Origin of the sequence: Bartonella bilalgolemi (assembly GCF_023500045.1) — a bacterium.
GTDB classification, from domain to species: Bacteria; Pseudomonadota; Alphaproteobacteria; order Rhizobiales; family Rhizobiaceae; genus Bartonella; species Bartonella bilalgolemii.
Genome location: NZ_JAMCOF010000005.1, coordinates 62580 through 89497 on the forward strand (window position 1 = coordinate 62580; position 26918 = coordinate 89497).

21 protein-coding genes are annotated in these 26918 nt (G+C 33.2%); 12 read left to right on the forward strand and 9 right to left on the reverse strand.

The window, feature by feature from the left end:
• Window positions 1–571: 571 nt before the first annotated feature.
• Complete coding sequence (locus M4Z11_RS04010) at window positions 572–2338, reverse strand: SLC13 family permease (protein WP_249676684.1); 1767 nt, start codon at window positions 2336–2338, stop codon at window positions 572–574.
• A gap of 360 nt (window positions 2339–2698) precedes the next feature.
• Between M4Z11_RS04010 and M4Z11_RS04015 the strand changes: the two genes are divergently transcribed.
• Window positions 2699–4405, forward strand: coding sequence for an aq_1923 C-terminal domain (locus M4Z11_RS04015; protein WP_249676588.1), 1707 nt, complete (start codon window positions 2699–2701; stop codon window positions 4403–4405).
• A gap of 149 nt (window positions 4406–4554) precedes the next feature.
• A complete protein-coding gene (gene nhaA / locus M4Z11_RS04020) occupies window positions 4555–5922 on the forward strand; it encodes a Na+/H+ antiporter NhaA (RefSeq protein ID WP_249676592.1) in 1368 nt (455 codons plus the stop codon).
• Between the two features lie 667 nt (window positions 5923–6589).
• On the opposite strand, the gene M4Z11_RS04025 is transcribed toward nhaA, so the two are convergent.
• On the reverse strand, window positions 6590–7843 hold the full coding sequence (locus tag M4Z11_RS04025; RefSeq protein ID WP_249676686.1) for an aspartate kinase: 1254 nt from the start codon (window positions 7841–7843) through the stop codon (window positions 6590–6592).
• A gap of 184 nt (window positions 7844–8027) precedes the next feature.
• On the opposite strand from M4Z11_RS04025, the gene ubiG reads away from it, so the two are divergent.
• Window positions 8028–8771 (forward strand): bifunctional 2-polyprenyl-6-hydroxyphenol methylase/3-demethylubiquinol 3-O-methyltransferase UbiG, encoded by a 744-nt coding sequence (gene ubiG, locus M4Z11_RS04030; protein ID WP_249676596.1) that lies wholly within the window; start codon window positions 8028–8030, stop codon window positions 8769–8771.
• Between the two features lie 22 nt (window positions 8772–8793).
• Here the strand turns inward: ubiG and grxC are convergent, their stop codons facing one another.
• Window positions 8794–9051: a glutaredoxin 3 gene (gene grxC / locus M4Z11_RS04035; RefSeq protein ID WP_078679923.1), complete on the reverse strand. Its 258-nt coding sequence runs from the start codon at window positions 9049–9051 to the stop codon at window positions 8794–8796.
• Between the two features lie 44 nt (window positions 9052–9095).
• Window positions 9096–9863: a ComF family protein gene (locus tag M4Z11_RS04040; protein ID WP_409337882.1), complete on the reverse strand. Its 768-nt coding sequence runs from the start codon at window positions 9861–9863 to the stop codon at window positions 9096–9098.
• 206 nt (window positions 9864–10069) lie between these two features.
• On the opposite strand from M4Z11_RS04040, the gene M4Z11_RS04045 reads away from it, so the two are divergent.
• Window positions 10070–10939 carry a methyltransferase domain-containing protein gene (locus M4Z11_RS04045; protein WP_249676598.1) on the forward strand — a complete coding sequence of 290 codons (870 nt, stop codon included), beginning with the start codon at window positions 10070–10072 and terminating at the stop codon, window positions 10937–10939.
• 230 nt (window positions 10940–11169) lie between these two features.
• On the opposite strand, the gene glyS is transcribed toward M4Z11_RS04045, so the two are convergent.
• The 4 genes from glyS to M4Z11_RS04065 all read right to left on the reverse strand — a co-directional run bounded on the left by glyS (window position 11170) and on the right by M4Z11_RS04065 (window position 17240).
• Window positions 11170–13398, reverse strand: coding sequence for a glycine--tRNA ligase subunit beta (gene glyS / locus M4Z11_RS04050; protein WP_249676601.1), 2229 nt, complete (start codon window positions 13396–13398; stop codon window positions 11170–11172).
• Window positions 13398–14342, reverse strand: coding sequence for a glycine--tRNA ligase subunit alpha (locus M4Z11_RS04055; protein WP_249676603.1), 945 nt, complete (start codon window positions 14340–14342; stop codon window positions 13398–13400). The genes glyS and M4Z11_RS04055 overlap by 1 nt, the downstream gene beginning before the upstream one ends.
• Window positions 14343–14444: 102 nt before the next feature.
• Window positions 14445–16127, reverse strand: coding sequence for a tetratricopeptide repeat protein (locus M4Z11_RS04060; protein ID WP_249676605.1), 1683 nt, complete (start codon window positions 16125–16127; stop codon window positions 14445–14447).
• A gap of 99 nt (window positions 16128–16226) precedes the next feature.
• Entirely contained in the window at window positions 16227–17240 is a 1014-nt protein-coding gene (locus M4Z11_RS04065; RefSeq protein WP_249676608.1) for a polyprenyl synthetase family protein, read from the reverse strand.
• 213 nt (window positions 17241–17453) lie between these two features.
• Between M4Z11_RS04065 and M4Z11_RS04070 the strand changes: the two genes are divergently transcribed.
• From M4Z11_RS04070 to serS, 8 genes are all read left to right on the forward strand, one after another.
• The gene (locus M4Z11_RS04070) at window positions 17454–18242 is read left to right on the forward strand and encodes a tRNA1(Val) (adenine(37)-N6)-methyltransferase (protein ID WP_249676611.1); all 789 of its coding nucleotides are present in this window, start codon (window positions 17454–17456) and stop codon (window positions 18240–18242) included.
• Window positions 18243–18344: 102 nt separating this feature from the next.
• Window positions 18345–19193: a S49 family peptidase gene (locus M4Z11_RS04075; protein ID WP_249676614.1), complete on the forward strand. Its 849-nt coding sequence runs from the start codon at window positions 18345–18347 to the stop codon at window positions 19191–19193.
• 251 nt (window positions 19194–19444) lie between these two features.
• Window positions 19445–20353 carry a 4-(cytidine 5'-diphospho)-2-C-methyl-D-erythritol kinase gene (locus M4Z11_RS04080; RefSeq protein ID WP_249676618.1) on the forward strand — a complete coding sequence of 303 codons (909 nt, stop codon included), beginning with the start codon at window positions 19445–19447 and terminating at the stop codon, window positions 20351–20353.
• Between the two features lie 1117 nt (window positions 20354–21470).
• Window positions 21471–22502, forward strand: coding sequence for a beta-N-acetylhexosaminidase (gene nagZ, locus M4Z11_RS04085; RefSeq protein ID WP_249676621.1), 1032 nt, complete (start codon window positions 21471–21473; stop codon window positions 22500–22502).
• 217 nt (window positions 22503–22719) lie between these two features.
• Window positions 22720–22986: a twin-arginine translocase TatA/TatE family subunit gene (gene tatA / locus M4Z11_RS04090; protein ID WP_249676625.1), complete on the forward strand. Its 267-nt coding sequence runs from the start codon at window positions 22720–22722 to the stop codon at window positions 22984–22986.
• Between the two features lie 111 nt (window positions 22987–23097).
• Window positions 23098–23547, forward strand: coding sequence for a Sec-independent protein translocase protein TatB (tatB, locus tag M4Z11_RS04095; protein WP_249676630.1), 450 nt, complete (start codon window positions 23098–23100; stop codon window positions 23545–23547).
• Complete coding sequence (gene tatC / locus M4Z11_RS04100; RefSeq protein ID WP_249676634.1) at window positions 23537–24316, forward strand: twin-arginine translocase subunit TatC; 780 nt, start codon at window positions 23537–23539, stop codon at window positions 24314–24316. Before tatB ends, tatC begins: the two co-directional genes overlap by 11 nt.
• A 57-nt stretch (window positions 24317–24373) precedes the next feature.
• Window positions 24374–25648: a serine--tRNA ligase gene (serS, locus tag M4Z11_RS04105; protein ID WP_249676637.1), complete on the forward strand. Its 1275-nt coding sequence runs from the start codon at window positions 24374–24376 to the stop codon at window positions 25646–25648.
• A gap of 330 nt (window positions 25649–25978) precedes the next feature.
• On the opposite strand, the gene M4Z11_RS04110 is transcribed toward serS, so the two are convergent.
• Window positions 25979–26918, reverse strand: a 940-nt coding sequence (locus M4Z11_RS04110; RefSeq protein WP_249676640.1) for a BID domain-containing T4SS effector, incomplete at its 5' end; no start/stop codon positions are given.

Below are 26918 nucleotides of genomic sequence, written 5' to 3' on the forward strand. Positions count from 1 at the left end.
CTTGAAAAAACATTATTCTGCGCTTTTACATAAAATGAATAAAATTAGTAATCTTAATCAAGAAAAAACTCTATAATTTCAATTGACAAAATTAGAATGAGTGTTTGTTTTTATCAATTGGATTTTTTAAAATCATTATACTACTTAAGATTTCTGTAAAATTTATCGATTCACATTACGGCTTTGATGTGCTTGACTTTTTAAAAGCATGAAAAACTATTTTCAGTGGCTCAGTTCATTGCACTCAACTGATAACTCATTCAAATATAGTGCAGGTTATTTAATTCTTCTTATTTTTTTTTTTTATAATAGCTCATATAACCATAATGCATGAATAACAGGCACAGTGCAAGTTAATCTTATTATCAATTTTTTACTACTTTTTAAAATTGTGTACGAATATTTTTATAGAGGATAAATAAATACCTAAATATAGCATATAGAAAAAAATAATCATTTTCTGAATGTTTAGTTTTATATAAGTTATGCAATTTTAATAATAATATTCAATCTCACTATTTTTATCTAAACGTTTTTTTCTATGATGCACATCTATTATCTAAAAAATATTTTATTGTAATGGCCAGATCCATATTAACATGGGAACAGCAACGATTGCTATTAATATAGCTAATGGAATACCAAAACGTGGATAATCACTAAAGCGGTAACCACCTGGACCCATTACTAACATATTACATTGATGTCCAATAGGTGTGAGAAAATCACATCCAGCCCCTATCGCGACAGCCATTAGAAAAGCTTCAGGTTTATAATGGAGAGAGTGAGCAAAACTTGATGCAATTGGTGCTATTACCATTACTGTTGCTGCATTATTCAAAAATGGTGTCACTAACATTGCTGTAATTAAAATAAGAGCCAATGCTCCAGATGGTGGTAAAAATACGGCCAATTGACTCAGCCAATGACCGATTAAATTTGTGCATCCTGTTTTTTCTAGTGTTTCACTTACTGGAATGAGAGCTGCTAATAATACCAATATTTGACCGTCTAGAGTTTGATATAAATTACGTGCTGGAAGGACACGAAAAATAACCATTGCGACAGCGGCTGCAAAAAAAGATAATGCAACTGGAATAATTTGAAAAGCGGTCAAAGCAATTGCTATAAATAAAATAGACAAAGCTGCAAGACTATGCCGTAAATTACCAAACATAATATTACGTTTTGCTAACGGCAAGCATTTCAATTCCCTTAACAAATTTGGAATGACTACATCTTGCCCTCGTAAAACAATTACATCTCCAAGATGGAAGACGATATCATTGAGTCTTCTCCGAACCCTTTCATGCTGACGACTTAATGCAAGGATATTCACATCATAACGCTCAAAAAGTGAAAAATTTTTAGCACTGATGCCAATAAGAGGTGAGTCATGTGAGATAACTGCTTCAATGATTTCACTGTCTTTATCGTTTGTAGATATAGTACGGCCGGTAAAAAATTCCAAACGGGAAGAATTAATGACAATATCTAAACCCTTATGTGATCCCTCTAATAGCACAATATCTCCTTCAGAAAAAACAAAATCCGGCAAGGGAGAAATAAACATTTTATTTCTAATAATTTGCAGAACCATAACTTCACCACTTGATGGTTTAACAAGATCAATAATAGTTTTACCAATAATCGGAGAACAAGCCGGAATATGTACTTCTGAAATATAGTTACGAATATCAATAGCATCATCAAATGATACACTCGGATGTGCACGGATAGGCAAACGCCAGGAAAAAAACACTAAATATAATACTCCAGAAATAGCAACTGCTATGCCAACTGGCATGAAATCAAACATAGTAAAAGGAGCTCCTGTCAAACGTTCTTGCATAGCTGAAATAACAATATTAGGAGATGTGCCTATTTGTGTCATAAGACCACCCAATAAAGCACCAAATGCCATTGGCATTAAAAATACTGATGGTGTAACCTGAGAACGGCGAGCAAACTGAAAAGCTATTGGTAGCATAATAGCCAAAGCACCAATGTTTTTAACAAATGTTGATAAAAGCATGACAGAGAGAACTAAAAAAGCTAGCTGAAGCCTTATCGATTTCACATCAGGCCATATATGTTGAATAATTAATTCCATCACACCAGAGCGTGATACAGCTGCACTAACTGCAAATACGCTACCAACAATAATGACAATATCATTACTAAAACCGCTAAACGCTTCCTTTGGACTGACAAGACCTACTGTGCAGGCAATCAATAACGTACAAACAGCAACAATATCATAACGAAATCGGTCCCAAATGAAAACAATCATCATGAGACAAATGATAGAAAAAGCCATTATTTGATCTTCTGTCATGATATTCATCTTTCCCTGCTAGTTAGCATTATTACAAATGCACATATCGTTTTTAACTGTTCCTATCACTAGAAACAAGATCAAACCAAACATGACTGTAATTAATTAAACGGGTGATAAAAATGATCAAAAGATAATATTTAGCATATATTTTCTTGTTAATTATCATAGTTTTTGCAAAAATTAAACTAAAGAAAATTGGTGATAGTTAATAAAAATTTATTGAAAAAAATAAGATAATAACTGTACATGCAAAAGTGATAAAAATCGACAGTTGTTTAATAGATATTATAGCGTATATGAATTGTAGGAGAATTTATCTACATTTAATTATGAATGATAAAACTGAAAGAAAAAAGAATGGCTAATGTTAGTAGTCAATATCAAAGTGATCACAAGAATTGGTTGAGGTATATCATTGGATTTACCTTTATTTTGGCTATCATATTTGTTGGGGGGTTTTATATAATAAAACCCTATCTAGATATCTTTATAAAAAAAGAAATGGTTCGTCATTCTATCTATGCTGAAACATCCGAGGTTAGTATTGTAGGAAAAGTTAATTTAACCAATATTATTTTACCAACTCCTACAGGTATATCACTGAAAATTGGTGCTATTTCAGCTCGTCCCCCTATTACCTTCATTCCAGGAAGTTTCACACTTTATAATGTTGATTTAAAATACGGCAATATTCATTTAAAAATACCAAAAATGTTTATTAGTAGTGTATCTTTAAAGGAAAAAGATATAACAATTAAATCTCCTATTTTTCAACCACTTATGCGTCTTAATATTGCATCAATTTCTGCACCAGATCTATTTTTTTTCTTAAACAGTGACAATAAATCAACTGAAAAAATAAGCATAAAGAACTTTCAGATTTCAGATTTTAAAAATGGTCACATCCGTTCTATTGGTATCGACAATATAATAACGAACATTAATCTTGTACCAACGTTTGCAAATGATACTCAAAAAATACGTTTAATCGTTAAAAGTGATGCAATTAAAGCTTATAATATTAATGTTGATTATGCTCGCTCTATCATTTTTGGTACAAGTAAAATGGAGAAAAGCAAGACTGTTGTTGGATCGATTATGTTGGATAATATGATGGTTGATCTCTTTCAAGAAAACAATAAGAATACTTCTTTTTCTCTTGGCAAGTTTAAAGCATCTTGTTTGAAGATGAAACCAATGGCTCATTCCCCTGAGCAACTGATCAAAGCCTATTTTAATGCAAAAAAGACAAATAATCACGAAGATATAAAAGCAGTATGGAATACAGCTCTCTTAAATAGTTTTTCAGCGATAACCTCTATTAATGTTATCATGGATAAAGCAACAGTTGATATGCCACAGCTTAAAACAAAATTTGAGTCATTTGAATTAAAACCAAGTCAATGGCAGCAATCCATACCTCAAAAACTTTTACTTTCTCTCAATGGTCTTTCGATTTTATCTAAAAAAATGGAAAAAAATGATTTAGATTTTCTTAAAAAAATGAATTTTGAAGCTTTTAATCTTTCAGGAAAAATTGATGTTGCATATAATGAAGAAAAGCGTACACTTTTGTTAAACGCGATATCTTTTGATATAAAAGATATCGGTTCTGGAAATATATCAGCAAAAATAATGAATATTGATAAAGCATTTTTCTCAGGTCAAAAAGATGCAATGATTTTTTCTGTTCAAGATCTTAGCATACCTGAAATTGATCTGCATTATAAAGATACTGGATTCATTGATAAGTTTTTCTCTTATCTTGCACAAAATTTCAGCGATAGTGATAATGAGCATAATCTTAAAGAAGAGCTTTATGATTATTTTTATTTAATTGTAACCAAAAGTTTAAAAATGTTATTAAAAGATCACGATGAAGCTGAAAATATTTCAAAATCTTTTGGGGATTTTGCTAAAAATCCACAAACATTAATAATTAAAATGAGAGCAAAAGACAATAAAGGTTTTACAGCTGTAGATTTTAAAAATATTTTGCAAAATGATTTATCAAATATTTTAAATAAAATGAGTTTAATCGTCAAAAATAAAGTATCTTTTTGAAAAACGTAACTAATTTCAAATCATTGAGCTCTAAATTTAAAAGCTATCGTTTCTCTTTTCATCTTTATATGATATTATCAGAAATATCATGAAAGTAATCTATAAACAAAAATATATATTAGAAAATTGTTGATATTTGGAGTTGTTTTATGCCTAATTTATCATCAAATCGCTTACCTAATCGTGCTTCTATTGTAACTAAGCGAGCACTTTCTGCTATTGAAGGTTTTCTCCATATAGAAGCTCTTAGTGGTATTATTCTGTTAGTTGCAGCAACTGCAGCTCTTATTTTTGCCAATTCAAAATATATTTCTCTTTATGAAGCATTTTGGCATACATCTCTTGGTTTTAATTTTGGCCATTTTAATCTTTCATGGGATCTACATTTTTGGGTTAATGATGTTCTTATGACTGTATTTTTTCTTGTAGCAGGAATGGAAATTCGGCGAGAAATTCACGAAGGAGCTCTTGCAAATTTCAAACAAGCAGCTTTGCCAATTGTCGCAGCAATAGGAGGTGTTTGTTTCCCTGCGATTATTTATCTTAGCTTCAATTTAAATGGTGGACACACTTATGGTTGGGCTGTACCAACTGCCACTGATATTGCGTTTGCTTTAGGGATTCTTGCTCTTCTTGGAAAAGCCATACCTTCTAATCTTCATATTATTCTTTTATCATTAGCCATTATTGATGATATTATTGCTGTTTTAATCATTGCCTTTTTTTATTCGACCGACCTTAATCCTAGTGGTTTAGCTATTGCATCAGCAGGTATTGCATTGGTTTTATTTTTTCAGTGGATTGGATTTGCATCAGCATGGCTTTATATTGCACCAGGTGCAATTATTTGGTGGGGGTTAATGGTAACAGGGGTTCATCCATCACTTTCTGGTGTAGTTTTAGGCATGATGACTCCAGTTTTTCCTACTCGTCATCTCGTAGCTCCACTTACAATGCTCAACAATGCGGTAAAATCTCTTCAAGAAAAAAATACTGTTAAAGATCTACACCACACATTAAAAAAAGTACGTAAAGGACAACGTGATATAATTGCGCCTGTAATTCGTGTTCAAAAAGCACTACATCCGTGGGTAGCATACGGTATAATGCCAGTTTTTGCTTTTGCAAATGCTGGCGTTAGCTTTGCAAATTTTGATCTTTCTTCTAATAAATCATTCTTCATTGTTCTCGGTGTTATTATTGGATTATTTGTTGGTAAACCACTTGGTATTATTACTGCTAGTTATCTTGCTGTGAAATCAGGTCTTTGTCGTTTTCCACCCAACATGACATGGGGAGGGATTTTACTGATTGGATTTTTAGCAGGCATTGGTTTTACAATGTCTATTTTTGTTTCAATGCTTGCTTTTAAAGATGTTGTTCAACTTGATTCCGCGAAAATTGGCGTACTTTGCGGATCTGGTTTATCTGCTTTTATCGGCCTTGGATATGGTCTCTTTTATATCAAAAAACATAAAAAATATATGATAAATTTTAATAAAGAAAATAATGATTAAATTTTAACCAAATCCTTTAAAAGGGGGGGATGGTTTATTTAATTTATATATAATTTTCTCATAATCTTAAAAAACATAATAGTTAATTTCTGCAAGTGAGAGTACAATCCAACTGCATAGGATAATAATTAAACTGATAAATTGCATAAACTTAAAAAATTCCAAGTATATAAGACATAACAGGAATAAAATTCAATAGCTACATTTTTTTTTATTTGGTAAACAATACGCCCAAATTATATTTCAAGATTCATGTTTAAAAGTATGCATTTTACAATGTAGAAAAGTAAAGATGCAATAGTTTTGTGTTTTTCTGCAGAGTTAAAAATTGTTTTTCTTATACTTTTTCTTATTTGTTTTTGGAAGAAAACTTTGTTGTGAAACGATAATATTGAGTTTAACTATTCAAATCTAAAAACATTAATACATTAGCTTATATTCAAAAAATCTAGAAAAATGAAGCTGATGGTATGATTCAAAATTAGATATTTCATATTATGTCAAGGATGGAGAGTAAAGTTTTCACATTTAAGTTTAGCACAATCGTTTTTTGTTATTTTTACGTATGAAGATATTATCGAATATATCTACGGTGTATTAAGAAGAGAATAATACGTATAAGCAGAGAGCTCATACTTATTCTAAAGATTTTTAAGAAAAAAAATACTTATTCCTTATCAAGGTGATAAACATTATGTAATGTTCTAACTGCAAGTTCAGTATAGGCGCTATCAATGAGAACAGAAATTTTAATCTCTGAAGTAGTAATTGCCTGAATATTAATACCTTTTTCCGCTAAAGCCTTAAATGCTGTAGCCGCAACACCTGCGTGGCTACGCATTCCAATCCCAATAATAGAAATTTTTGCTAGATCACTTTCAGATTGGATAACATCAAATCCAATCTTTTTACGATTTTTTTTAAGAAGTATAACTGCCCTCTCTACATCTGCTGATGGTACTGTAAAAGTCATATCAGTTTTCGAACCATCTTCAGAAATATTTTGCACAATCATATCAACATTAATATGTTCTTCAGCTAAAGGACAAAAAATCGCTGCAGAAATACCTGGACGATCTGCAAGTCGGCGTAACGAAATTTGTGCTTCGTCTTTAGCAAAGGCAATACCAGTAACAGTTTGTTGTTCCATAATTTCACTCTCATTACAAATAAGTGTTCCAAGGGGGGCAATTGGATTATTGCTACTAATAGCATTAGGATCCTCAAAACTTGAGCGCACAAAAATACGAACTTTATGAACCATAGCTAGTTCAACAGAACGAACCTGTAAAACTTTTGCTCCAAGAGAAGCCATTTCAAGCATTTCTTCAAAAGTTACTTTTGGTAAACGGCGTGCTTTAGGTTCAACACGTGGATCGGTTGTATAGACGCCATCAATATCTGTATAAATATCACAACGATCAGCTTTTAAAGCTGCTGCCATTGCAACAGCACTTGTATCTGAGCCACCACGTCCTAAAGTAGAAATTCGATTGCCTGGAGCTAAACCCTGAAAACCAGCTATAACCGCTACCTCACCTTCCTGAAAATGCTGTATCAAAAAGGATCCATCAATATCTGTAATTCGCGCGCTACTATGAGCACTGTCAGTATGAATAGGAATTTGCCAACCAAGCCATGAGCGTGCATTGACTCCCATTGACTGAAGTGTAATAGCCAATAAACCAGCCGTTATCTGTTCACCAGAAGCAACAACTACATCATATTCATAAGTATCATTCAACGGTGCAACATCACGCGTCCATTGTACAAGTTGATTGGTTGTACCAGCCATTGCTGATACAACCACTGCAACTTCATTGCCTATATCTATTTCCCTTTTAACGTGCTGTGCAACATTACGAATACATTTAATGTTTGCTACAGATGTTCCACCAAATTTCATTACAATACGCATTATTTATGACACTCTTATAATTTTTATTTTAATTAACAATCAGAATAAAGCCTTATACTGTATCAAGTTTCTATTTTGACATAACTAATATCTATTATTTTCACAAGTCTGATATGTTTGTGTTAATTTGTGTTTGGCTTTAGAAAGAATTCACATGACTTGATAAGCCAAATAAAAGGAGAGTGATATGATAAATGGAACGCGTACAACCATTGATCAGAGTGAAATTGATCATTTTTCGCGTATTGCTACTGAGTGGTGGGATCCACAAGGAAAATTTCGACCACTTCACAATTTTAATCCAACACGCCTTGCATATATTAAAGAAAAAATCTGTTTGACATTTGATCGTGATCCTATGTCACTTATGCCTTTTGAGGGGTTGAGAATTCTTGATATTGGTTGTGGAGGTGGTTTGTTATGTGAGCCAATGGCACGCCTTGGAGCCACTGTCATAGGAGTGGATGCTGCACAAATGAATATTGAAGTCGCCAAAATTCATGCAATTCAAAGTGGCCTTTCAATTGATTATCGCACTGCTACTGCAGAAGCTCTTGTAAATAAGGGTGAACAATTTGATGTAATCCTTAATATGGAGGTTGTTGAACATGTCGCGAATGTTGATCTTTTTATAGAGGCTACGGCTAAAATGATTAAACCGCAAGGACTCATGTTTGTTTCAACACTAAATCGTACATGGAAAGCGTGGGGATTTGCCATTGTAGGTGCTGAATATATCTTAAAATGGCTTCCTAAAGGGACGCATGACTATAAAAAATTTTTAAAGCCTCAAGAACTTAAAAAATTATTGTACACGAATTCTTTAGTTATCATTGATGAACTTGGTCTTACTTATAATCCATTAACTGATAGTTGGAACTATTCATGCGATATGGATGTTAATTATATACTTCTTGCGAAACGGCTTTAATAAGCACATCAGAGTAAATAAGTTATTGAAAATCTTTCAATAGAGAATCAAGTGTGCCTTCAGTATCTAAAGCATAAAGATCATCGCATCCCCCAACATGATAATCTCCTATAAAAATTTGCGGAAATGTATTACGCCCATTCGCTCGTTGCACCATTTGTTGGCGAAGAGAAGTTGATGCATCAATATCAGTGTATTTCACTCCTTTTTGATCAAGTAAAGTGCGTGCTTTTATACAATATGGACAATTAGGACGTGTATAAATTGTAATTTCTTTCATAATATTCTCCAATGCTTTTTGTATAATACATGTTAAATAAATTTTTAAAAATAAGGCAAAGCAAAATTATCTTTTAAGACACGCGAAAATGTCAATACATTAACCTGTCGTGTACCTGCATGTTTTAGTGTTTTAGCTGCTGCAGTAACTGTTACGCCTGTTGTCAAAACATCATCAATAAGCAAAATAGAGCGTCCCTTTAGATATTTTTTAACTTCATTAGGCACTTTAAAAGCATTCTGCACATTCATTTTTCGTTCTTTAGCAGATAAACCAACCTGTGGACGTGTGTACCGATAACGCACAAGCCAACCAGGCTTAAAAGGTTTTTTCTGTTTTGCTGCAATATAACGAGCCAGCTCAGCAGATTGGTTATAACGTCTCGCAAAAAAACGACGAGAATGTAAAGGAATAGGGATAATAAAATCACAATCATTAATAATTTCACGTCCAGCAAACATCATCCAATTTGCCATAAAAGATGCTAATTCCAAACGATCACCATATTTCAATCGTGTTGCTAAAGTTCGTGCTAAACCTTTATGAACAACAGCGGAGCGTAAAAATGAAAAGGGGGGAGGATTCTGAATGGCTTCGCCGCTAAGAAATCTTTCTCCTATATCATACGCAAAAGGAGTTCCCATAACGGGACAATAAGGCTTTGTGATAAATTGAAGATCTTTCCAACAATCAGAACAAACTGTTCCATAAGCGGAAGTCATTCTTTTACATCCATGACAGATTGGCGGATATAAAACTTTTAGTAAGTGCTCGATAAGTTTATACAATATATCACCAATAGTAAAAAATATCTTTAAAGTATTTTAACTAAGTTATCAATTTTCTGTAGTAATCAAAAAAATTCATATCTCAAAAGAGTTAAATTTAGTTTTCCAGCTGCTCGTTTCTTTTGTAAAATCGTTTTTCTTTTCTTTTGTTATTATAAAATTGATATAGCATACGTGAAATAATCCTATTATAGATCATATAATTTCGTAAATTAACAGTGCTATAAGATATGTCTCATCCTTTGATTTTTGATTACAGTTGTATTGAGCAATTTCGTCAACGTGCTTTCAAAAGAGCAAAAAAAGGATGTGATTTTTTGCTTTCTTATGTTGTTGATGATCTCTACAAACGTCTCAATGATGTTAATCGTAATTTTACACTAGCTTTAGATTTACACGGTCATACAGGTCTTGCGGTGCAAACTTTAAAAAGATCCGGTAAAATTGCTGCTATAGAACGTGTTGAAACCAATATTCTTTACCAAAATGATGACAATCCATTCCATTTACGCCATCGAGAATTGCTTGATTTTCCTCAACATTACTGTGACCTTATAGTTTCTCTTCTTTCTTTACAGTTAACTAATGATATTCCTGGTGTTCTCAGTCAAATAAAAAATATTCTTAAACCAGATGGCTTATTTCTTGCTGTTATGGCTGGGGCTGGTACGTTAAGAGAATTACGTGAAAGTTTGCTACAAGCTGAAAATAAAATTTACGGTGGTGTTAGTCCAAGAATTTATCCTTTTGCAGATATTCGCGATGTAGGGGCTCTCTTACAGCGTGCCGGTTTTGCTATGCCTGTGGTAGATGTTGAAGATATCACCATACGTTATAATACGATGTTTGATCTCATGTATGATCTTAAAGCTATGGGAATGCAAAATGCACTTATTAGCCGTTCTCGACGTCCTGTATCTAAGCGATTTTTCTTTCTCGCTAACGAAATTTATGCAAAAAAATTCAGTGATCCTGATGGTCGTATTCGTGCACATTTTTCTTTTCTTTGGCTCTCCGGTTGGGCTCCTGACCAAAAACAACAAAAGCCAATACCTCCAGGATCAGCTCAAATATCTCTTGTAGATTTTTTTAAGAAATAACATGCTAATATGTAAAAATAATCCATCATTTGTTATATTGAATTAAAACCAAAAAAGTAAAATTTCTTTATTTTAAGCTCAAAAGCCACTTATCCACATGTCACTAAAGGAATTGATGGGAGAATAAAATTGTTTGAGCAATTATTTTTATAGCTTTTTCCTTAAGATATTTGGCGCAGAAAGTACTAAAAATAAAAGAGATGCATTATGATTTTTTATCAAAAAGTACATTAGATTTTAGACTGTAATTTTGAGAAATCTGCAACACGTTTTGTAACTATGCGAATACGTTCAAGAAGAGCAAAACGATTGGCTCTAATATTTATATTGTCATCATTTACAAATACTTTTTCAAAGAATGCGTTAATAGGCTTTTTGAGAAGTGCTAAACTATTCAGTGCAGATGATAATTCTGTTACATGAATATGATCAGTAATCTTTTTTTCTGTTTCAATCGTTGCTTGATAAAGCTGTTTTTCTTCTGTTTCAATAAAAAGCTCAGGTTTAACTTTGTTTATTATTGCTGTTCCTTTTTTGATTTCATTTTCAAGAATATTGATGGCGCGTTTTACTGCAATTAAAAGACTATCTCCATCATGGGTATTGATAAAAAAGGTAAGTGCTTCAACTCGGCGCTTAATGAATAAAATATCATCGTCATCTTTTGTTAAAACGGCTTCAATAATATCATGGCGCGCTCCCTCATCTTTAAGATAACCTTTTAGTCGTTCATGAAAAAATGCTAACAAGTCTAATATGATATTTTCTTTTTTTTCTACAGACATGTTTTGAAGTTGTACAGATTCTATTTCAGATGTTGCATACTTAATTTTTTGTTGTAATAAACAATTCATTGCCTGATGAAACAGCGGTATAAGGTTTATTTTCCAATCATTTAAAAGTATAAGCTTGATAACTCCCAATGCTGCTCTTCTTAATGCATAGGGATCTTTTGAGCTCGTTGGTTGTTCATTAATGAACCAAAAACCAATGAGTGTATCAATTTTATCAGCTAATGCGACTGTTATCGCAATAGGCTCAGATGGGATACGATCTTTAAGTCCTAGAGGTTTATAGTGGTCTTCAATGGCTTTAGCTACACGAGGATCTTCTCCTTGAATTAATGCGTACTTTCGTCCTATCAGTCCTTGCAATTCAGGAAATTCACCAACAATTTCCGTTTGTAAATCAGCTTTTGCTAATACTGCTGCACGTTTAGCCAATATAGAATCTGCTTGTGCTAAGGGTGCGATTGTTTGTGTTAAAGTAGCAATTCTTTCTACTCTTGCGCCTTGTGTTCCTAATTTATTATGGAAAGTAACATTCAAATAATCAAGGTGTGCTATTCGCTGATCGAGAGGTTTATTTAAATCAAGATCGAGTTTTTTAGCCGAAGATTCTAAACGCGTAATGTTGGGTAAATTACACTGATCTGTTTTCCAAAAATAGAGTGCATCAGAAAGACGGGCATGTACAACTTTACTATTTCCCTTAGAAATTTCTACTCCTTTGTCACTGGCAAGGATATTAGCAACAAGAATGAAGTGATTAGAGAGTTTGCTCTTTTCACCTCGTTTGTGTGTTACAAAGCATTTTTGATGCGTTTGAATGGTCAAGCGAATAATTTCTGGAGGAATATTGAGAAAAGTTTTGTCGAAATTACCCATGAGGACAACAGGCCATTCAACGAGTCCTGCAACTTCTTCCAAAAGAGCCTTATCTTCAATTAATTCCAAGCCGTTTGCAAAGCAAAGATTTTGAGCATCTGCTAAAATAATATCTTTTCGTCTCTCGGCATCCAAAATAACTTTATGGTTTTCAAGTTGTGTGACATAGTCATCAAAACGGCGTATCTGGATAGGCTCTCCATTACTTAAGAAACGATGACCATAAGTTAAATTATTACTTTTGAGAGAACCAACTGTAAATGGAATAGTGTGTGTTTCACCCACTGCTGGTCCAAAAACACACAGAATGTTTTGTAAAGAGCGTATCCATTTTAAGGCGCCACTTTTAGCTGATTCTTTCCCCCAACGCATCGATTTTTTCCATGGAAAATTACGAATAATATCGGGTAAAATATCTGCAATAATTTCTTCAGCTAAACGACCTTTTTGGGTTGTTTTAGCAATATAAAAGTCGCCCTTTTTGTCATCATGCGCAATGTGTAATTTGGAAATGTCATTTAAACCTGTAGCGCGTAAAAAAGCATCAATAATTTGTTGTGGTGATTGTACATTAGGTCCTTTACGTTCTTCATGAACATTTGGCGAACTTTTGGAAAGACCACGTATGTTTAATGTTAACCGACGAGGCGTCCAATAATCACAGGCTGCTTTATAAGTTAATCCTGCATTAACAAGTTTATCTATAACACATTTTTTAAGATCAGAAGCAGCTCTGCGTTGCATGCTAGCAGGAATTTCTTCGCTGAAAAGTTCAAGTAGGAGATCAGGCATTATACATCTCCATTTATGGCTATATTCCCAGCTTCAGTTAATAAGAAGGCTTCACCGCAGCGGCGGGCAAGATCACGAACACGAAGAATATAATTTTGTCGTTCAGTGACCGAAATAACGCCACGTGCTTGCAGGAGATTAAAGATATGGCTTGCTTTAATACATTGATCATAAGCTGGAAAAACACATAAATGGGAACTATTTTCTTTATCGGGTTTTCCAGCGTCAAGAAGTGCAATACATTCACGTTCTGCATCAATGAAATGTTGTAGTAAAAGATTACTATTAGCAAATTCAAAATTATAATATGAGTATTCTTGTTCTGCCTGTAAAAAAATATCACCATAACTTATTCGGTCTGTACCATCTAAGCCGTTAAAGTTAAGATCATAAACATTACTGACATCTTGAATATACATTGCTAAGCGCTCAAGACCATAGGTAATTTCTCCTGAGACTGGTGCACATTCAATACCACATATTTGTTGAAAATAAGTGAATTGAGAAACTTCCATTCCATCGCACCAGCATTCCCATCCAAGTCCCCAAGCGCCAAGTGTTGGGCTTTCCCAATCATCCTCAACAAAGCGTATGTCATGAAGTTTTGTGTCAAGACCGATAGTTTGTAAAGAGCCGATGTAAAGCTCTTGTAAATTTGGAGGAGAGGGTTTGAGGAGAACTTGAAATTGGTAATAGTGTTGCAGACGATTAGGATTTGTACCATATCGGCCATCTGTTGGACGTCGGGTAGGTTGAACATAAGCTGTTTTCCAAGGACGTGGACCTAATGAACGTAGCGTTGTAGCTGGATGAAAGGTTCCAGCTCCTACTTCCATATCGTAAGGTTGTAGAATTGCACACCCATGTTGAGCCCAGTAATTTTGCAGACTTAGAATAAGTCCTTGAAAAGAATACTTGGGATTTAAGTTTGAAGGTAGATTCACTCTTTGAATACCATTTTAATGTTTAACTTATAATTAAAGATCAAAAAATTGAGCTTTATTACTGTCTATTGCTTCATATTGTTATGGTCAAGTATCCTTATTTTATAGACCAAACTTTATTTTTTCTTTAATTCTTTCCGGATTATCTGGTTCTGCATCAATTGCATGGTTCCATTGAAATATTGCCTCACGTTTACGTCCAACTTGCCAGTAAGCATCACCCAAATGATCATTAAGTATTGGATCACCAGGTTGCAATTTGACAGCGGTTTCTAATGTTGTAACAGCTTGAGGATATTGTTTCAGTTTGTAATAAGCCCATCCTAAAGAATCAAGAATATAACTGTTTTGAGAGTGTAACATAACAGCTTTTTTAAGCATATTTAATGATTCTTCAAGTTTTTGATCACGATTGATAAGGGAGTAAGCTAAATAATTGAGTACTTGCGGTTGATCAGGAACAAATGTAAGCGCTTTGCGAAAATCAGTTTCAGCTTTTGGCCATTGGTTTAAATAATTAAATGCAATTCCACGTTGATAAAAAAGTTTCCAATTATCTCGTTGAAAGTCTGTTATTTGTGCGATAGCATGATCCATGATTTTGATCGCTTCAGAAAAGTTATTTGCCTGCATATAAATAGCAGCCAGAGCAATAAAAATATGGTGATCATTAGGAAATTTTTTCTCTAATAACGTTAATAATTTAATAGCTTCATCGTAATTGCCGTTTTCAGCAAGAGTCAATGCAAGTTGGAATTGTCCATCTCTATAATAAGGGGAGTTAAGTGGTAAAGAACGATAAATTTTAATGGCTTGATTAGAATCACCTAATCTCACAGAAATTTTTGCTAATTGAAACAGCGTTGCTTCATTTTTAGGATACAGGGCTAAAGAGAATTGTTGAAAAATACGTGCAATCCATTCTGAACCTTTTTTATTAAGAGTTGTTCCAAAGTTATATAATACTTCACCAACTCCTTGTTGAGGTGTTGTAATAGGATTTTCTATATTAGCTCCTTTTTCAACTTTTTGACGGATATTTTGGAGTGTTTTGGAGCCTAATAATATTTTCTCTCCATATCGGAGAGTTTTTATAGCATCGCTGCGCATATTTTGACGTAATTGGAATGAGGCGTAAGCTATAATAATACGTTCATAGGTATCAGTAGCTGTAATAGCTCCTTGTTGATTATTGAATGCTTGAATAAAATATTTTTTTGCATCTTGTGGGCGTTTTGCTAAATCACTCATAAGTGCAAGATGATAATGTATAAAAAGATTATACCAAGAGGGGCCCAAATGCTTTTCAAGATTAGTGATTGCTTTAGTGTGATTACCAGATCCAAATTCAGCCCAAGCATTGGTTAACTCAAATATTGGATTATTATCAGGAGAAGATTTTTTAGCTTGTAGAAACAGTTGAGCTTCTTTGTAATTTTTTTTGATAAGATTTTCTATTAATAATGTTAAGGAAATGAGTGGTGTAACAATACCTTTTTCTTTTATTTTTTTTGCTTGTTGAGCAGCTTCTGTGAATGCACCTACACTAAGCATTACTTGAAAAATTTCTTTTTGTGCCTCAAGATTATTAGGTTCATAAGTAAGCGCATGTTTAAAATAGTGGATAGCAAGATTCATTTTGTTTTCATAGTTTGCAATTCGTCCTGCTAGATAAGCACCTGTAAATGAACTTGGATTAATTTTTTCACCTGCACTGTAAGTGGGCAGTGGCATCAGTATAATTCCTATGAGAATAAAAAAACACGATACTGTTGCCTTGCGCATAAAGTCAATTCCTCTTAAAGATAATTAATTATTTTTATAGTTTATAAACTATGTTTAATTGTTTTACTAAAAATACTGTATTGTGATTCTTGCAAAGAATTAGTTTACGCGTTCGATACAAAAATCGATAATATCAATTAATGCATTTTTAGCAGGGTTTTCCTTTATTGAAGAAAGAGCATCAATTGCACGTTTTCCATAAATTCGAGCTTGCTCTATTGTATCGGTTAGACCATCGTATTTTTCTATTAAATGTTGCGCGTGCTTTAAGGATTCATCATTGTTATGGTTATTTTCAAGAGCTTGTTTCCAAAATATTTTTTCTATATCATTGCCACGTGTGTATGACAGAATAACAGGCATTGTAATTTTTCCTTCTCGAAAGTCATCACCAATATTTTTTCCTAGATATTGAGCACTGCTGCTATAATCAAGGACATCATCAATCAATTGGAAAGCTAATCCTAATGATAAACCATATTGATGTAATGCAGAACGTTCTTCATGTCCGTAACCAGCAATAATTGGTCCTATTTCAGCAGCTGCTGAGAAAAGGGCAGCTGTTTTTGCATTTATAATTTTGAGATAATCTGAGACGTTTGTTTCTATATTTTTTGCAGCGGAAAGTTGCATAACTTCTCCTTCAGCAATTATAGCAGCAGCATTTGATAAGACAGAGAGTGCTTCCAGAGAACCAACATCTACCATCATTTTAAAAGCTTGTCCTAATAAAAAATCACCAACAAGAATACTTGCTTGATTTCCCCAAATTATTCGTGCTGTAGATTTTCCCCGCCGTAACTCGCTTTCATCAACAACATCGTCGTGTAAGAGGGTTGCTGTATGCATAAACTCAACTGCTGTTGCGAGTTTTATGTGTTCATCACCTTGGTATTCAAACATATGAGCGGTGGCTAAGGTAATCATTGGACGTATTCGTTTACCACCCGATGAAATAAGATAATTAGAAATTTCGGGAATCATTGTAACATTCGATTTAGCCATAGAAATGATCAATTGATTTACACGCTTCATATCTTCTTTAGTAAGACTGAAAAGAGGATAGAGGGAGTCTTGTTTTTTTTTATGATTTAATTGTGTGGTGGCACCCAATTTGTTCACTCCTAAAATGTTTCAGATAAATATCTTTATAGCATAAAGAGAGATGAGTTTTTACTCAAGTTTTGGTACTGATTTGAAATAAAAGTTTTAATAATATTGAAAAAATATTTTTTTTTATATTAATCATATTAATTTAAATAGAATAGCTTAAATAGCACTTTTAAAAGTATAAATAAAATAATCAGGGTCATATTAAGTTTTTAGATGAGTAGGGTAAAAAATCATAGTAATGAAACAATAGATGGTTTTCATCGTGGTAAGTTTTATTTAGTACAACCACGCTTACAGGGTCATCGATCTGGTATGGACGCTATGTTGCTTGCTGGTTTGGTTCCTAGTGGTTTTAAAGGGAAGGTTGTTGATTTAGGTGCAGGTGCAGGTGCTGCAGGATTAGCAGTTGCTTCACGTTGCGTTGAAGCTCATATTACATTGGTTGAACGATCTCCTTTTATGATATCTTATGCTCAGAAAACGCTGATGCTAAAACAGAATGAGAAATTAGCTAGCAGAGTTTGTTTATTAAAAGTAGATATTACCTTAAAAGGTAAAGAACGTTTGAAAGCAGGACTGATGGATAATGCGTTTGATTTTGCAATTATGAATCCTCCCTTTAATAGTTCAGAAGATCGTAAGACACCTGATGAGAAAAAGTTAGAAGCACATGTTATGCCTGAAGCAATGTTTGAGAATTGGTTTCGGTGCGCATCAGCAATTGTTAAACCGGGTGGATATTTAGGATTAATTGCACGTCCACAATCATTGAATGATATATTATATGCTTTAGAAGGACGCTTTGGTAATGTATGTATAATTCCTGTTCATTCTCATGCTGAAACAGCAGCGATTCGTATTTTGTTTTATGCAAAACGAGGGAGTAGAGCGGGTTTGTCCATATTATCACCATTGGTTATGCATGAGAGTGATAGTCATATTTTTTTACCAAGGGTTAATGCGATTAATAATGGATATATCAGCTTGTGGGAGAGTTTTTAATACTTGCGTTTTAAAATTTATTTCTTAAATTTAAATGAGAATTTTTATTTATATAAGAATTTTTTGCTTTTTTGATTTCTTACTTAGGGAGCTTTTGATTTTATGGGTTGTATAAAGAATTTAATGTCACGCTGTTTTCGTTCTAATACGGTTCAAATTCCTGTAGTAAGGCTTCAGGGAATGATTATATCATCAAATTCGTTGATGTCACGTACATTGTCATTGGCAAGATCTGCAAGCCTTTTGGATAAGGCTTTTTCTTATAAAAAAGCACCAGCGGTTGCTTTAATTATCAATTCTCCTGGTGGTTCTCCTGTTCAATCACGTCTTATTTTTCAGCGTATTCGTGATTTAGCAAATGAAAAAAACAAACAGGTTTTTACATTTGTTGAGGACGTAGCAGCATCAGGTGGTTATATGATTGCTTGTGCTGGAGATGAAATTTTTGCTGATCCTTCCTCTATTGTTGGTTCTATTGGTGTTGTCTCAGCTTCTTTTGGTTTTCCTGAGCTTTTGAAGAAAATTGGCGTGGAGCGTCGTGTCTATACGGCAGGAAAAAACAAGGTTACATTAGATCCGTTTCAACCAGAAAAGAAAACAGATGTTGATCATTTGAAATCTTTGCAACTTGAAGTTCATCAAACTTTTATTGATTTGGTCAAGGAAAGGCGCATGTCAAAATTATCAGATGATTCAAATATTTTTACAGGAATGTTTTGGAGCGGAAAAAAAGGTGTTGAGCTTGGCTTAATTGATGAATTAGGTGATGTTCGTTCTGTCATTAAAAAACGGTTTGGTGATAATGCAAAGTTGCGCTTAATTTCTCCTCCAAAAAGTTTGTTGTCTTCTAAAATGCATTTAGGTGTTTCTGCTGATACCATTTATACTGCAGTTGATGGTGTTATGATGGCGGCAGAAGAGAGAGCACTTTGGCAACGTTATGGTTTGTAATGAAAATAGCGCTTCATTAAACGCTTAAAAAGATTGATAGTTATTTAGAAGTGCTAATAGGAGAAAAAATTAATAATGGTGAGTTTTATTTTATTTAGTTTGATGTGTGCCATAGCTCTTTATAGTTGTTGTGTCTTGAAATGTCATTTTAAATGGGCATATCGATATATTTTTCATTCGCAAGTTGCATTATGTGCAAGTGTAAAAGGAGCATTGGTAAAAGGTCTTTGTACAGGTGAATATTACGTTCAATGATATCAAATGTACATGCTTTGTTTAAAAAGCGTTCTTATGTATTTACGCCCATTAAGTTGAACTTAGCTTTGCATGTTGTAGGGCAGCGTTCTGATGGCTATCATTTGTTAGAAAGCTTGGTTTATTTTAGTTTTAGTGGGGATTGTTTAGCTTATGCATCTTTTGAGAGTGATCGCTTTATTGTAACAGGCCCTTTTGCTAATAGAATTGCTTCTGACACAGAGAATTTAGTTGTCCGCGCTCGTGATTTTATGCGTAAGAAATTTCCTAACAGTGCTCAGTCTAGTTTTTTGCATCTTGTTAAAACATTACCTATTGCATCAGGTATCGGGGGGGGATCAGGTGATGCTGCAAGTGTATTATATCTGTTGCGCCGGCAATGGAAGCTTGATTGTTCTTATAAAAAGTTGGCTAAAATGAGTTTAGCCCTTGGAGCTGATGTTCCAATGTGTTTGTTTGCATTGGAATATCAGCAGCCACTTTTTGTTAAAGGAATTGGTGATGATATAACACCTGTAAAAGAAGCTTGTTCTCTTGCAATAGTGTTGGTGAATCATGGTCAATATATTGCCACAGAGACTATTTTTAAAACTTTAGAAAAGTGTAATTATTCTCGTTTGAAAATTGATTCATCTGCCTTCAAAACAGTTTTTTCATTGGTTGAATTTTTGCAAGAAACACGTAATGACCTTTTTGGTCCTGCATTAAAAATCGCTCCTCAGTTAGCCGAAGTTTTATATACATTAGATAAAAGTGGAGCTCTTTTTTCTCGTATGTCTGGTTCAGGCGCAACATGTTTTGGGATTTTTAAAGATAGGCAAGCAGCGCAAAAAGCAGCTTTTCTTATTAAATCGATGTATCCCGATTGGTTTGTGAAACCTATCATGACTTTAGGTATACGATAACAGTAATCAGAAAAATAATTTTTATCTTTTGTCTTGGGTAGAGAAATAATGTTTTTGGCTAAATGCTTATTGAACTAGATCTGTATGATTTTAGTGTGATGTACTTAATTTATAGCAGGAGTTTTAAAAAAATATAATCAAGATAGTAGCTTATTGTTGTGATGCTAAAATACTAGAAAAGAAAAATGATAACGGAATAAAACTATCAAGAAAGGAAAAACTCTTTAGTGAAATGATCATAACTTATCATGGCTTTACACTCATGTCTCATTGTGTGAAGTAGCTTTATTTCCTTTATACAATTAAAGGTAATATCGTCATTTTGCAAGTACATTTCAAAATAGTATATACTTGTGTAGTTTAAGTGCGAGTATTTAGAGGTATCCAAATATCGTTAATCACGTTATCAAATCATATAATTTGTTATTAGCTGAAGTTATGAGAAAGCTAATTGATTTATATAGTATATTATGAATCTTTTCTGCATGATGTATTTATATTTAACATTATAGGCTTTGCTACAACTGAGGAAGATTATTTCGAGTATATGACATTAGAAGATTTGCGAGCATATCACTGAAGCATATCAATTGGAGAATTTTAAATTGAGAACATTTGCTTCCAGTGATGAAAGTAGTTGAGGTGCTATGTCCAATTATTTTTTAATATAGCGCTCCATAATGGTTTAGTGTATAAACATAAACTGACAAAGTTCGGTTTTGTTTAAACAGATTTTAGGTGAAGTATGCTATTGGTTTTAATCGGTATATCTGAAGCAGTCTTTATGAGTTTGAGATCAAGTATTGTATTTACCATTATGATGGCTCATTAGTTAATGATTTTGTACTTTTTATTTTATAAAATTTAGTGAATTGTTATTCATTATCTTTGTTATTTTATAATATTTCTGACTTACAATTTGACAGATGATAGTTTTTTATGGGAAATGAGTTATTATTAAAGGGTCATTTTATATTAAGCAGTAGCTTTTTTGTGCATAATATGATGATATTAAGATATAGCTTTTAAAAATTTGTGTGAGGCATGAAATTATTTTAGCTAAAATAGAAATTTTATAAAAATATTAGACAATCAATATTGGGGAGGTATGATTACGATGTCAGGAATAAAGGCTATAATTTCTGGTATTTCTGGTATTTTTTTAGAAGATTATGAAAAAGAATTTATTATTGAACATAAGCCTTGGGCTTTTATTTTATTTGCTCGGAATATAGGAACAGCAGATGATCTGAAAGCGCTTACTACTTCTTTACGTGAGTTCAGTAATCGCAACGATGTTTTTATTTTTATTGATCAAGAAGGTGGGAAGGTGCAGCGTCTACGTCCGCCTTTGGCACCGGATTATCCAGCAGCTAAAATCTTGGGAGAGATTTATAGAAAAGATCAGGATAAAGGGCTTCGTGCTGCATGGATTATGTCACGGCTTCATGCTTTTGATTTGATAAGATATGGTATTAACGCGAATTGCCTTCCTGTTTTAGATGTGCCAGTGGCAGGAGCTCATGATGTGATTGGAACGCGTGCTTATTCTCAAGATCCACAAACTGTTGCTGTGTTAGGGCGTGCTGCTGCTCAAGGGCTTTTAGATGGTGGCGTTTTACCGGTGATAAAACATATACCTGGGCATGGGCGAGCATTTTCTGATACGCATTTGGAGTTGGCACGTGTAGATGTGTCACTCGATATTTTGGAGCAGAGTGATTTTATTCCATTTAAAAATTTGGCCGATTTACCAGCTGCAATGACCGCTCATATTGTTTATGAAGCGATTGATGATAAATTACCAGCAACGTTATCTAACAGAGTTATTGAAAATGTTATCCGTCAAAAAATAGGCTTTGATGGACTTTTAATGTCGGATGATTTATCAATGAAAGCTCTTTCAGAGAGCTCATTATCAAAAAATCTTTCAGATTTAACAAGTAAAATTTTTGCAGCAGGTTGTGATATCGTTCTTCATTGTCATGGTAAGCCACAAGAGATGTATATTGTTGCTGATGCTGCTCCATTTTTGGAAGGAAAAGCATTGGAGCGTGTATATAATATTTGTTCTAAGGTTATAACGCCCGATCATTCGAATGAAAATGCTTTAAGAGAAGAATTTTCAAGTCTTGTAGCTCTTATTTGAATAGAGGAAGGGAATTTTTATATTTTTATCCATGATAATATGATATGTAGGATTGAAAATGTTATTTTAAAATGGTCGTTTTGTTGCCTTTAATTTATGCAGAGAATATAATATTAATTAGAACATAAGGATATAATAATATTTATATGACATACGTTTTCCTTCAAAAAAATGAGTGTAGATGAATTAAATCAGTCTTAGGGGCATAGATAAAGTTATGGGTAATATTTTTTCACCAACGCATTTAATTGTAATTCTGTTGATCATTCTTGTGCTTTTTGGGCGTGGTAAAGTTTCTGAATTAATGGGTGATGTTGCTAAAGGTATAAAAGCTTTTAAAAGTAATATGAAAGAAGAAGAAGGAAGTACTGAAAATGAGCTTGAAGTAGCTGATTATTCTAAAACAGTAGATGTTGCTCAGTATTCTCAACCATTATCAGAAGAGCGTGTAGTAGACTCAAAGAGCAGTACTTCTTTTAACTAAGCCGAGGAAGGATCCTGTTACGAGAGGATAATGTGCAGAGTGATTAAAGACGAAATCATAATTTTAGCAATGGTCTTTTAGTCTTTTAAATGAAGAAGTTGAGTATAAGCGATGTTTGGAATTGATGGATCAGAGTTTCTAGTTATCTTACTTATTTTCATCATCGTAGTTGGACCAAAAGATTTACCTAAAATGCTCAAAGTTATAGCAAGAGCGATTGCATATATGCGTTCAACAGCTAATGAATTTCATCATCATTTTGATGATGCAATAAAGCAAGCTGAGTTAGATGATTTGAAAAAGATATTGTCAAATACTAGCGACCTTAACTCTAGAAAAGAGTTTAAAAAATCTTGTGATTCAATATATAATAAAAAAGAGGATGTTTCAGATAATTTTGATGTCGATACTACACTCCATAAATCAGAAAAAGATATAGAAGTCTTTGAATTTAGTACAAATGAAGTCAATGAAGATTTAACAGTGTCTATTTCTCACAATCATAAAATTATCTATAAAGATTTTAAAAATAAAGATAAGGAAAATGATCGTGATTTCTAAAAAAGATAGAGTTGATGTCAAAATCACTCTTCTAGAGCATTTGATTGAGCTTCGTCAGAGAATTATTGTAACTCTGGTTGTATTTTTTATAGCTTTTATTCTGTGTTTTCTTATCAAAGATTATATTTTGAATTTTTTGATATGGCCTTATCAGTGGGCGATGAATATATCAGGTGGTTATCCTGGAAATATTCGTCTTCAATCAACACAAGTGTGGGAGACTTTTCTAACGAAGATGAAACTTGCTGCGTTTGGTGCAGTTATTTTATCATTTCCTTATATAGCTTTTCAGCTTTATAGTTTTATAGCTCCAGGACTTTATAAAAATGAGCGTCGAGCTTTTTTACCATTTCTTATTAGTGCACCAATTTTATTTATTGTGGGAGGAACATTTGTTTATGGTCTCTTAGCTCCACTAATGTTGTGGTTTAGTCTTTCTCAGCAGGCTTTACCGGATTTTCGTTTAAGGATAGAGTTTATAGCTCGTATCTCAGATTATTTAAATTTTATGATATCTTTTATTTTGATTTTTGGTTTAATTTTTCAATTGCCTCTCATCATAAGTCTTTTAACGAGAGTCGGATTATTGACAAGTTATATGTTAGCATCCAAACGAAAGTGGGCTATTTTAATTTCTTTTATAGTTGCTGCTATGGTAACACCATCAGATTTTTTTACTATGTTTGCAGTGGCTTTACCAACTGTGCTTCTTTATGAGATCTCAATTTTTATTGCACGCTGGATAGAAAAAAACAAAAAATCTTCGTAGTGAACTTATTTTTTACAGTAGGAGATGAGTAGAAATATAATGCAAAAGAGAGATTAAATGCTTGATATTAAATGGATCCGTGATCATCCTGAGGAATTGGATAAAGCACTTGCAAAAAGAGGTCTTGAACCGCAAGCTAAGAATTTGCTCAAATTTGATCTTGAGCGTCGCTTGTATGTTTCTAAAGTACAGCAAGCTCAGGAGTTGCGCAATTCAGCTTCAGAAAAGATAAGACAAGCTTTAACTGTTGGTGATCAAGAAACTGCTAATCGTGTTAAGGCTGAGGTTGAAGAAATAAAAGTTTTTCTTTCCTCTGCTGTTTTAGAAGAAAAGCGGTTAACAGATAGATTAGAAGAAGCTCTTTCAGCAATACCTAATATTCCATTAGATGACGTTCCAGAAGGGAGAGATGAAAGCGATAACATTGTAGTGCGTTATTTTGGTACACCACCGACGTTTGATTTTTTACCAAAGGAACATTTTGATCTTGGTCAAAATCTTAAGCAGATGGATTTTGAACGAGCTAGTCGATTGTCAGGCTCACGTTTTACAGTTCTTTCAGGTTCATTAGCACGTTTAGAACGTGCTTTAGGCCAATTTATGCTTGACATGCATGTGGATGAACATGGTTATCAAGAGATTTCAGTTCCTCTTCTTGTTCGTAATGAGATTATTTACGGGGCAGCCCAATTACCCAAATTTTCTGAAGATCTCTTTCAAACGATAGATGGTCGATGGCTTATTTCTACAGCAGAGGTACCCTTAGTCAATTTAGTCAACAGCGAAATTCTTGATATTACAGAATTACCTTTGCGATTTACGTCTCTTACTCCTTGTTTTCGTTCAGAGGCAGGAGCTGCAGGGCGTGATACACGTGGTATGTTACGTCAACACCAGTTTAGAAAAGTAGAATTGGTATCGATTACCACAGAGGAACAATCCTTAGATGAATTAGAACGTATGACGGAATGCGCAGAAAACGTTTTGAAGCGTCTTGGTTTACCTTTTCGTACTGTAGTTCTTTCTACTGGTGATATGGGTTTTGCAGCGCGTAAGACTTATGATATTGAAGTATGGCTTCCAGGGCAAGAATGTTATCGTGAAATTTCGAGTTGTTCAGTTTGCGGTGATTTTCAAGGACGACGCATGAATGCTAGATATCGTTTAGAAAATAAAAAATTGCACTTTGTACATAGTTTAAACGGCTCAGGTACAGCTATTGGTCGTTGTCTTATAGCTATTCTTGAGAATTATCAACAAGCAGATGGTTCAATTATTATTCCGGATGTTTTGCAACCTTATATGCGAGGTATGAGTTATATTACAACTTAGTTTTGTAAAAAAGAATCTAATATTCATTTACTATTTATGAATGATAACTAATTAATTTAACGGTAATTTATTACTTTTTTATCACGCATCAACTCTTTAAATAGGGTTGTATTATCTTATTCCGAATCAAAAGAAACTATTTATCTACATATCAAAATGTAAAATAAAAATACAAATAGAACCTTTTTTCACGTTTATGATATTTCTACATATTATTCACATTTAATAGAATTTAAGCTATAAAACATTTCACACTAATTCTAGAGTGAGATAATATTTTTTTTTAAAATACTTCTTCTCTATGAAGATCAAAAGAAGAAGCTTATGTTTTTAATTAGCTACAGCTATCATTTTCTGCTGTTGCTGAGATATTATACTTTTAATTTTTTGTTGGCATTCTTGTGCCTTTTTTACGACATTTATAATTTCACGTGCTGTAACTTCCGGTACCTTAATATCGCAAGCGAGCGCTTGATAATCATTATACTTAATCGCTATACGTTCGTGTATTGAAAGACGAGAATTAACTTGATTTAAAAAATTAGAAAATTCTTTGTGAAGTTGAGAAGTATCTTGCTCTATTAAAATATTTTCCCACATATCACTTGGCATATTAAGAAAACGCTTTATTTCATTATTAGGCATTAATACTGCTTGTTTGGCACGTTTTTGTTCTTTTTGATGACCGTAAATAATTTGTTTCTGATAATTTTTTACAGCATCTGTATATTTTCTAATTTCTTGACAGAGTTTTGGGGCATTTTTTTCAGCTGCTTTATATTTCGAACTTTTAAACCACCACTTTTTAAAACCAGCAAATTTAGCAAAGGATTCAGGAGAAATTTCTAGTATTTTTTCATACCCTTCTCCTATTTTTGGTTTCTCAAGGATTCCTTGCATAACACTGCTAAATAATTCCCGGTCTCCAAATACAAGTTTTGAAAGATTTCGAACTTGTTCTGTATGCTGTTGAATAATAGGATTATTTGCAGTTATATTAATAATGTCATTCTGGGTTAGAGGAGGTAATTCTTTTGAAGGAATAAGAAAATCTCCAGAATTAAGAAAACTTTCAGAATTTTGCGCTTGAGTTTTATTTGGGTTATAATTTTCATAGATAGGATCTATTTTTTCTGAGGGAACAAGAAAACTTTCAGAATTTTGCGCTTGAGTTTTATTTGGGTTATAATTTTCATAGATAGGATCTATTTTTTCTGAGGGAACAAGAAAACTTTCAGAATTTTGCGCTTGAGTTTTATTTGGGTTATAA

Coding starts and splice junctions, on each gene's coding strand:
- M4Z11_RS04010 (WP_249676684.1), bottom strand. CDS start 2,338: ATGACAGAAGATCAAATAATGGCTTTTTCTATCATTTGTCTCATGATG.
- M4Z11_RS04015 (WP_249676588.1), top strand. CDS start 2,699: ATGGCTAATGTTAGTAGTCAATATCAAAGTGATCACAAGAATTGGTTG.
- nhaA (WP_249676592.1), top strand. CDS start 4,555: ATGCCTAATTTATCATCAAATCGCTTACCTAATCGTGCTTCTATTGTA.
- ubiG (WP_249676596.1), top strand. CDS start 8,028: ATGATAAATGGAACGCGTACAACCATTGATCAGAGTGAAATTGATCAT.
- grxC (WP_078679923.1), bottom strand. CDS start 9,051: ATGAAAGAAATTACAATTTATACACGTCCTAATTGTCCATATTGTATA.
- M4Z11_RS04045 (WP_249676598.1), top strand. CDS start 10,070: ATGTCTCATCCTTTGATTTTTGATTACAGTTGTATTGAGCAATTTCGT.
- glyS (WP_249676601.1), bottom strand. CDS start 13,398: ATGCCTGATCTCCTACTTGAACTTTTCAGCGAAGAAATTCCTGCTAGC.
- M4Z11_RS04060 (WP_249676605.1), bottom strand. CDS start 16,127: ATGCGCAAGGCAACAGTATCGTGTTTTTTTATTCTCATAGGAATTATA.
- M4Z11_RS04070 (WP_249676611.1), top strand. CDS start 17,454: ATGAGTAGGGTAAAAAATCATAGTAATGAAACAATAGATGGTTTTCAT.
- M4Z11_RS04075 (WP_249676614.1), top strand. CDS start 18,345: ATGGGTTGTATAAAGAATTTAATGTCACGCTGTTTTCGTTCTAATACG.
- M4Z11_RS04080 (WP_249676618.1), top strand. CDS start 19,445: ATGATATCAAATGTACATGCTTTGTTTAAAAAGCGTTCTTATGTATTT.
- nagZ (WP_249676621.1), top strand. CDS start 21,471: ATGTCAGGAATAAAGGCTATAATTTCTGGTATTTCTGGTATTTTTTTA.
- tatA (WP_249676625.1), top strand. CDS start 22,720: ATGGGTAATATTTTTTCACCAACGCATTTAATTGTAATTCTGTTGATC.
- tatB (WP_249676630.1), top strand. CDS start 23,098: ATGTTTGGAATTGATGGATCAGAGTTTCTAGTTATCTTACTTATTTTC.
- serS (WP_249676637.1), top strand. CDS start 24,374: ATGCTTGATATTAAATGGATCCGTGATCATCCTGAGGAATTGGATAAA.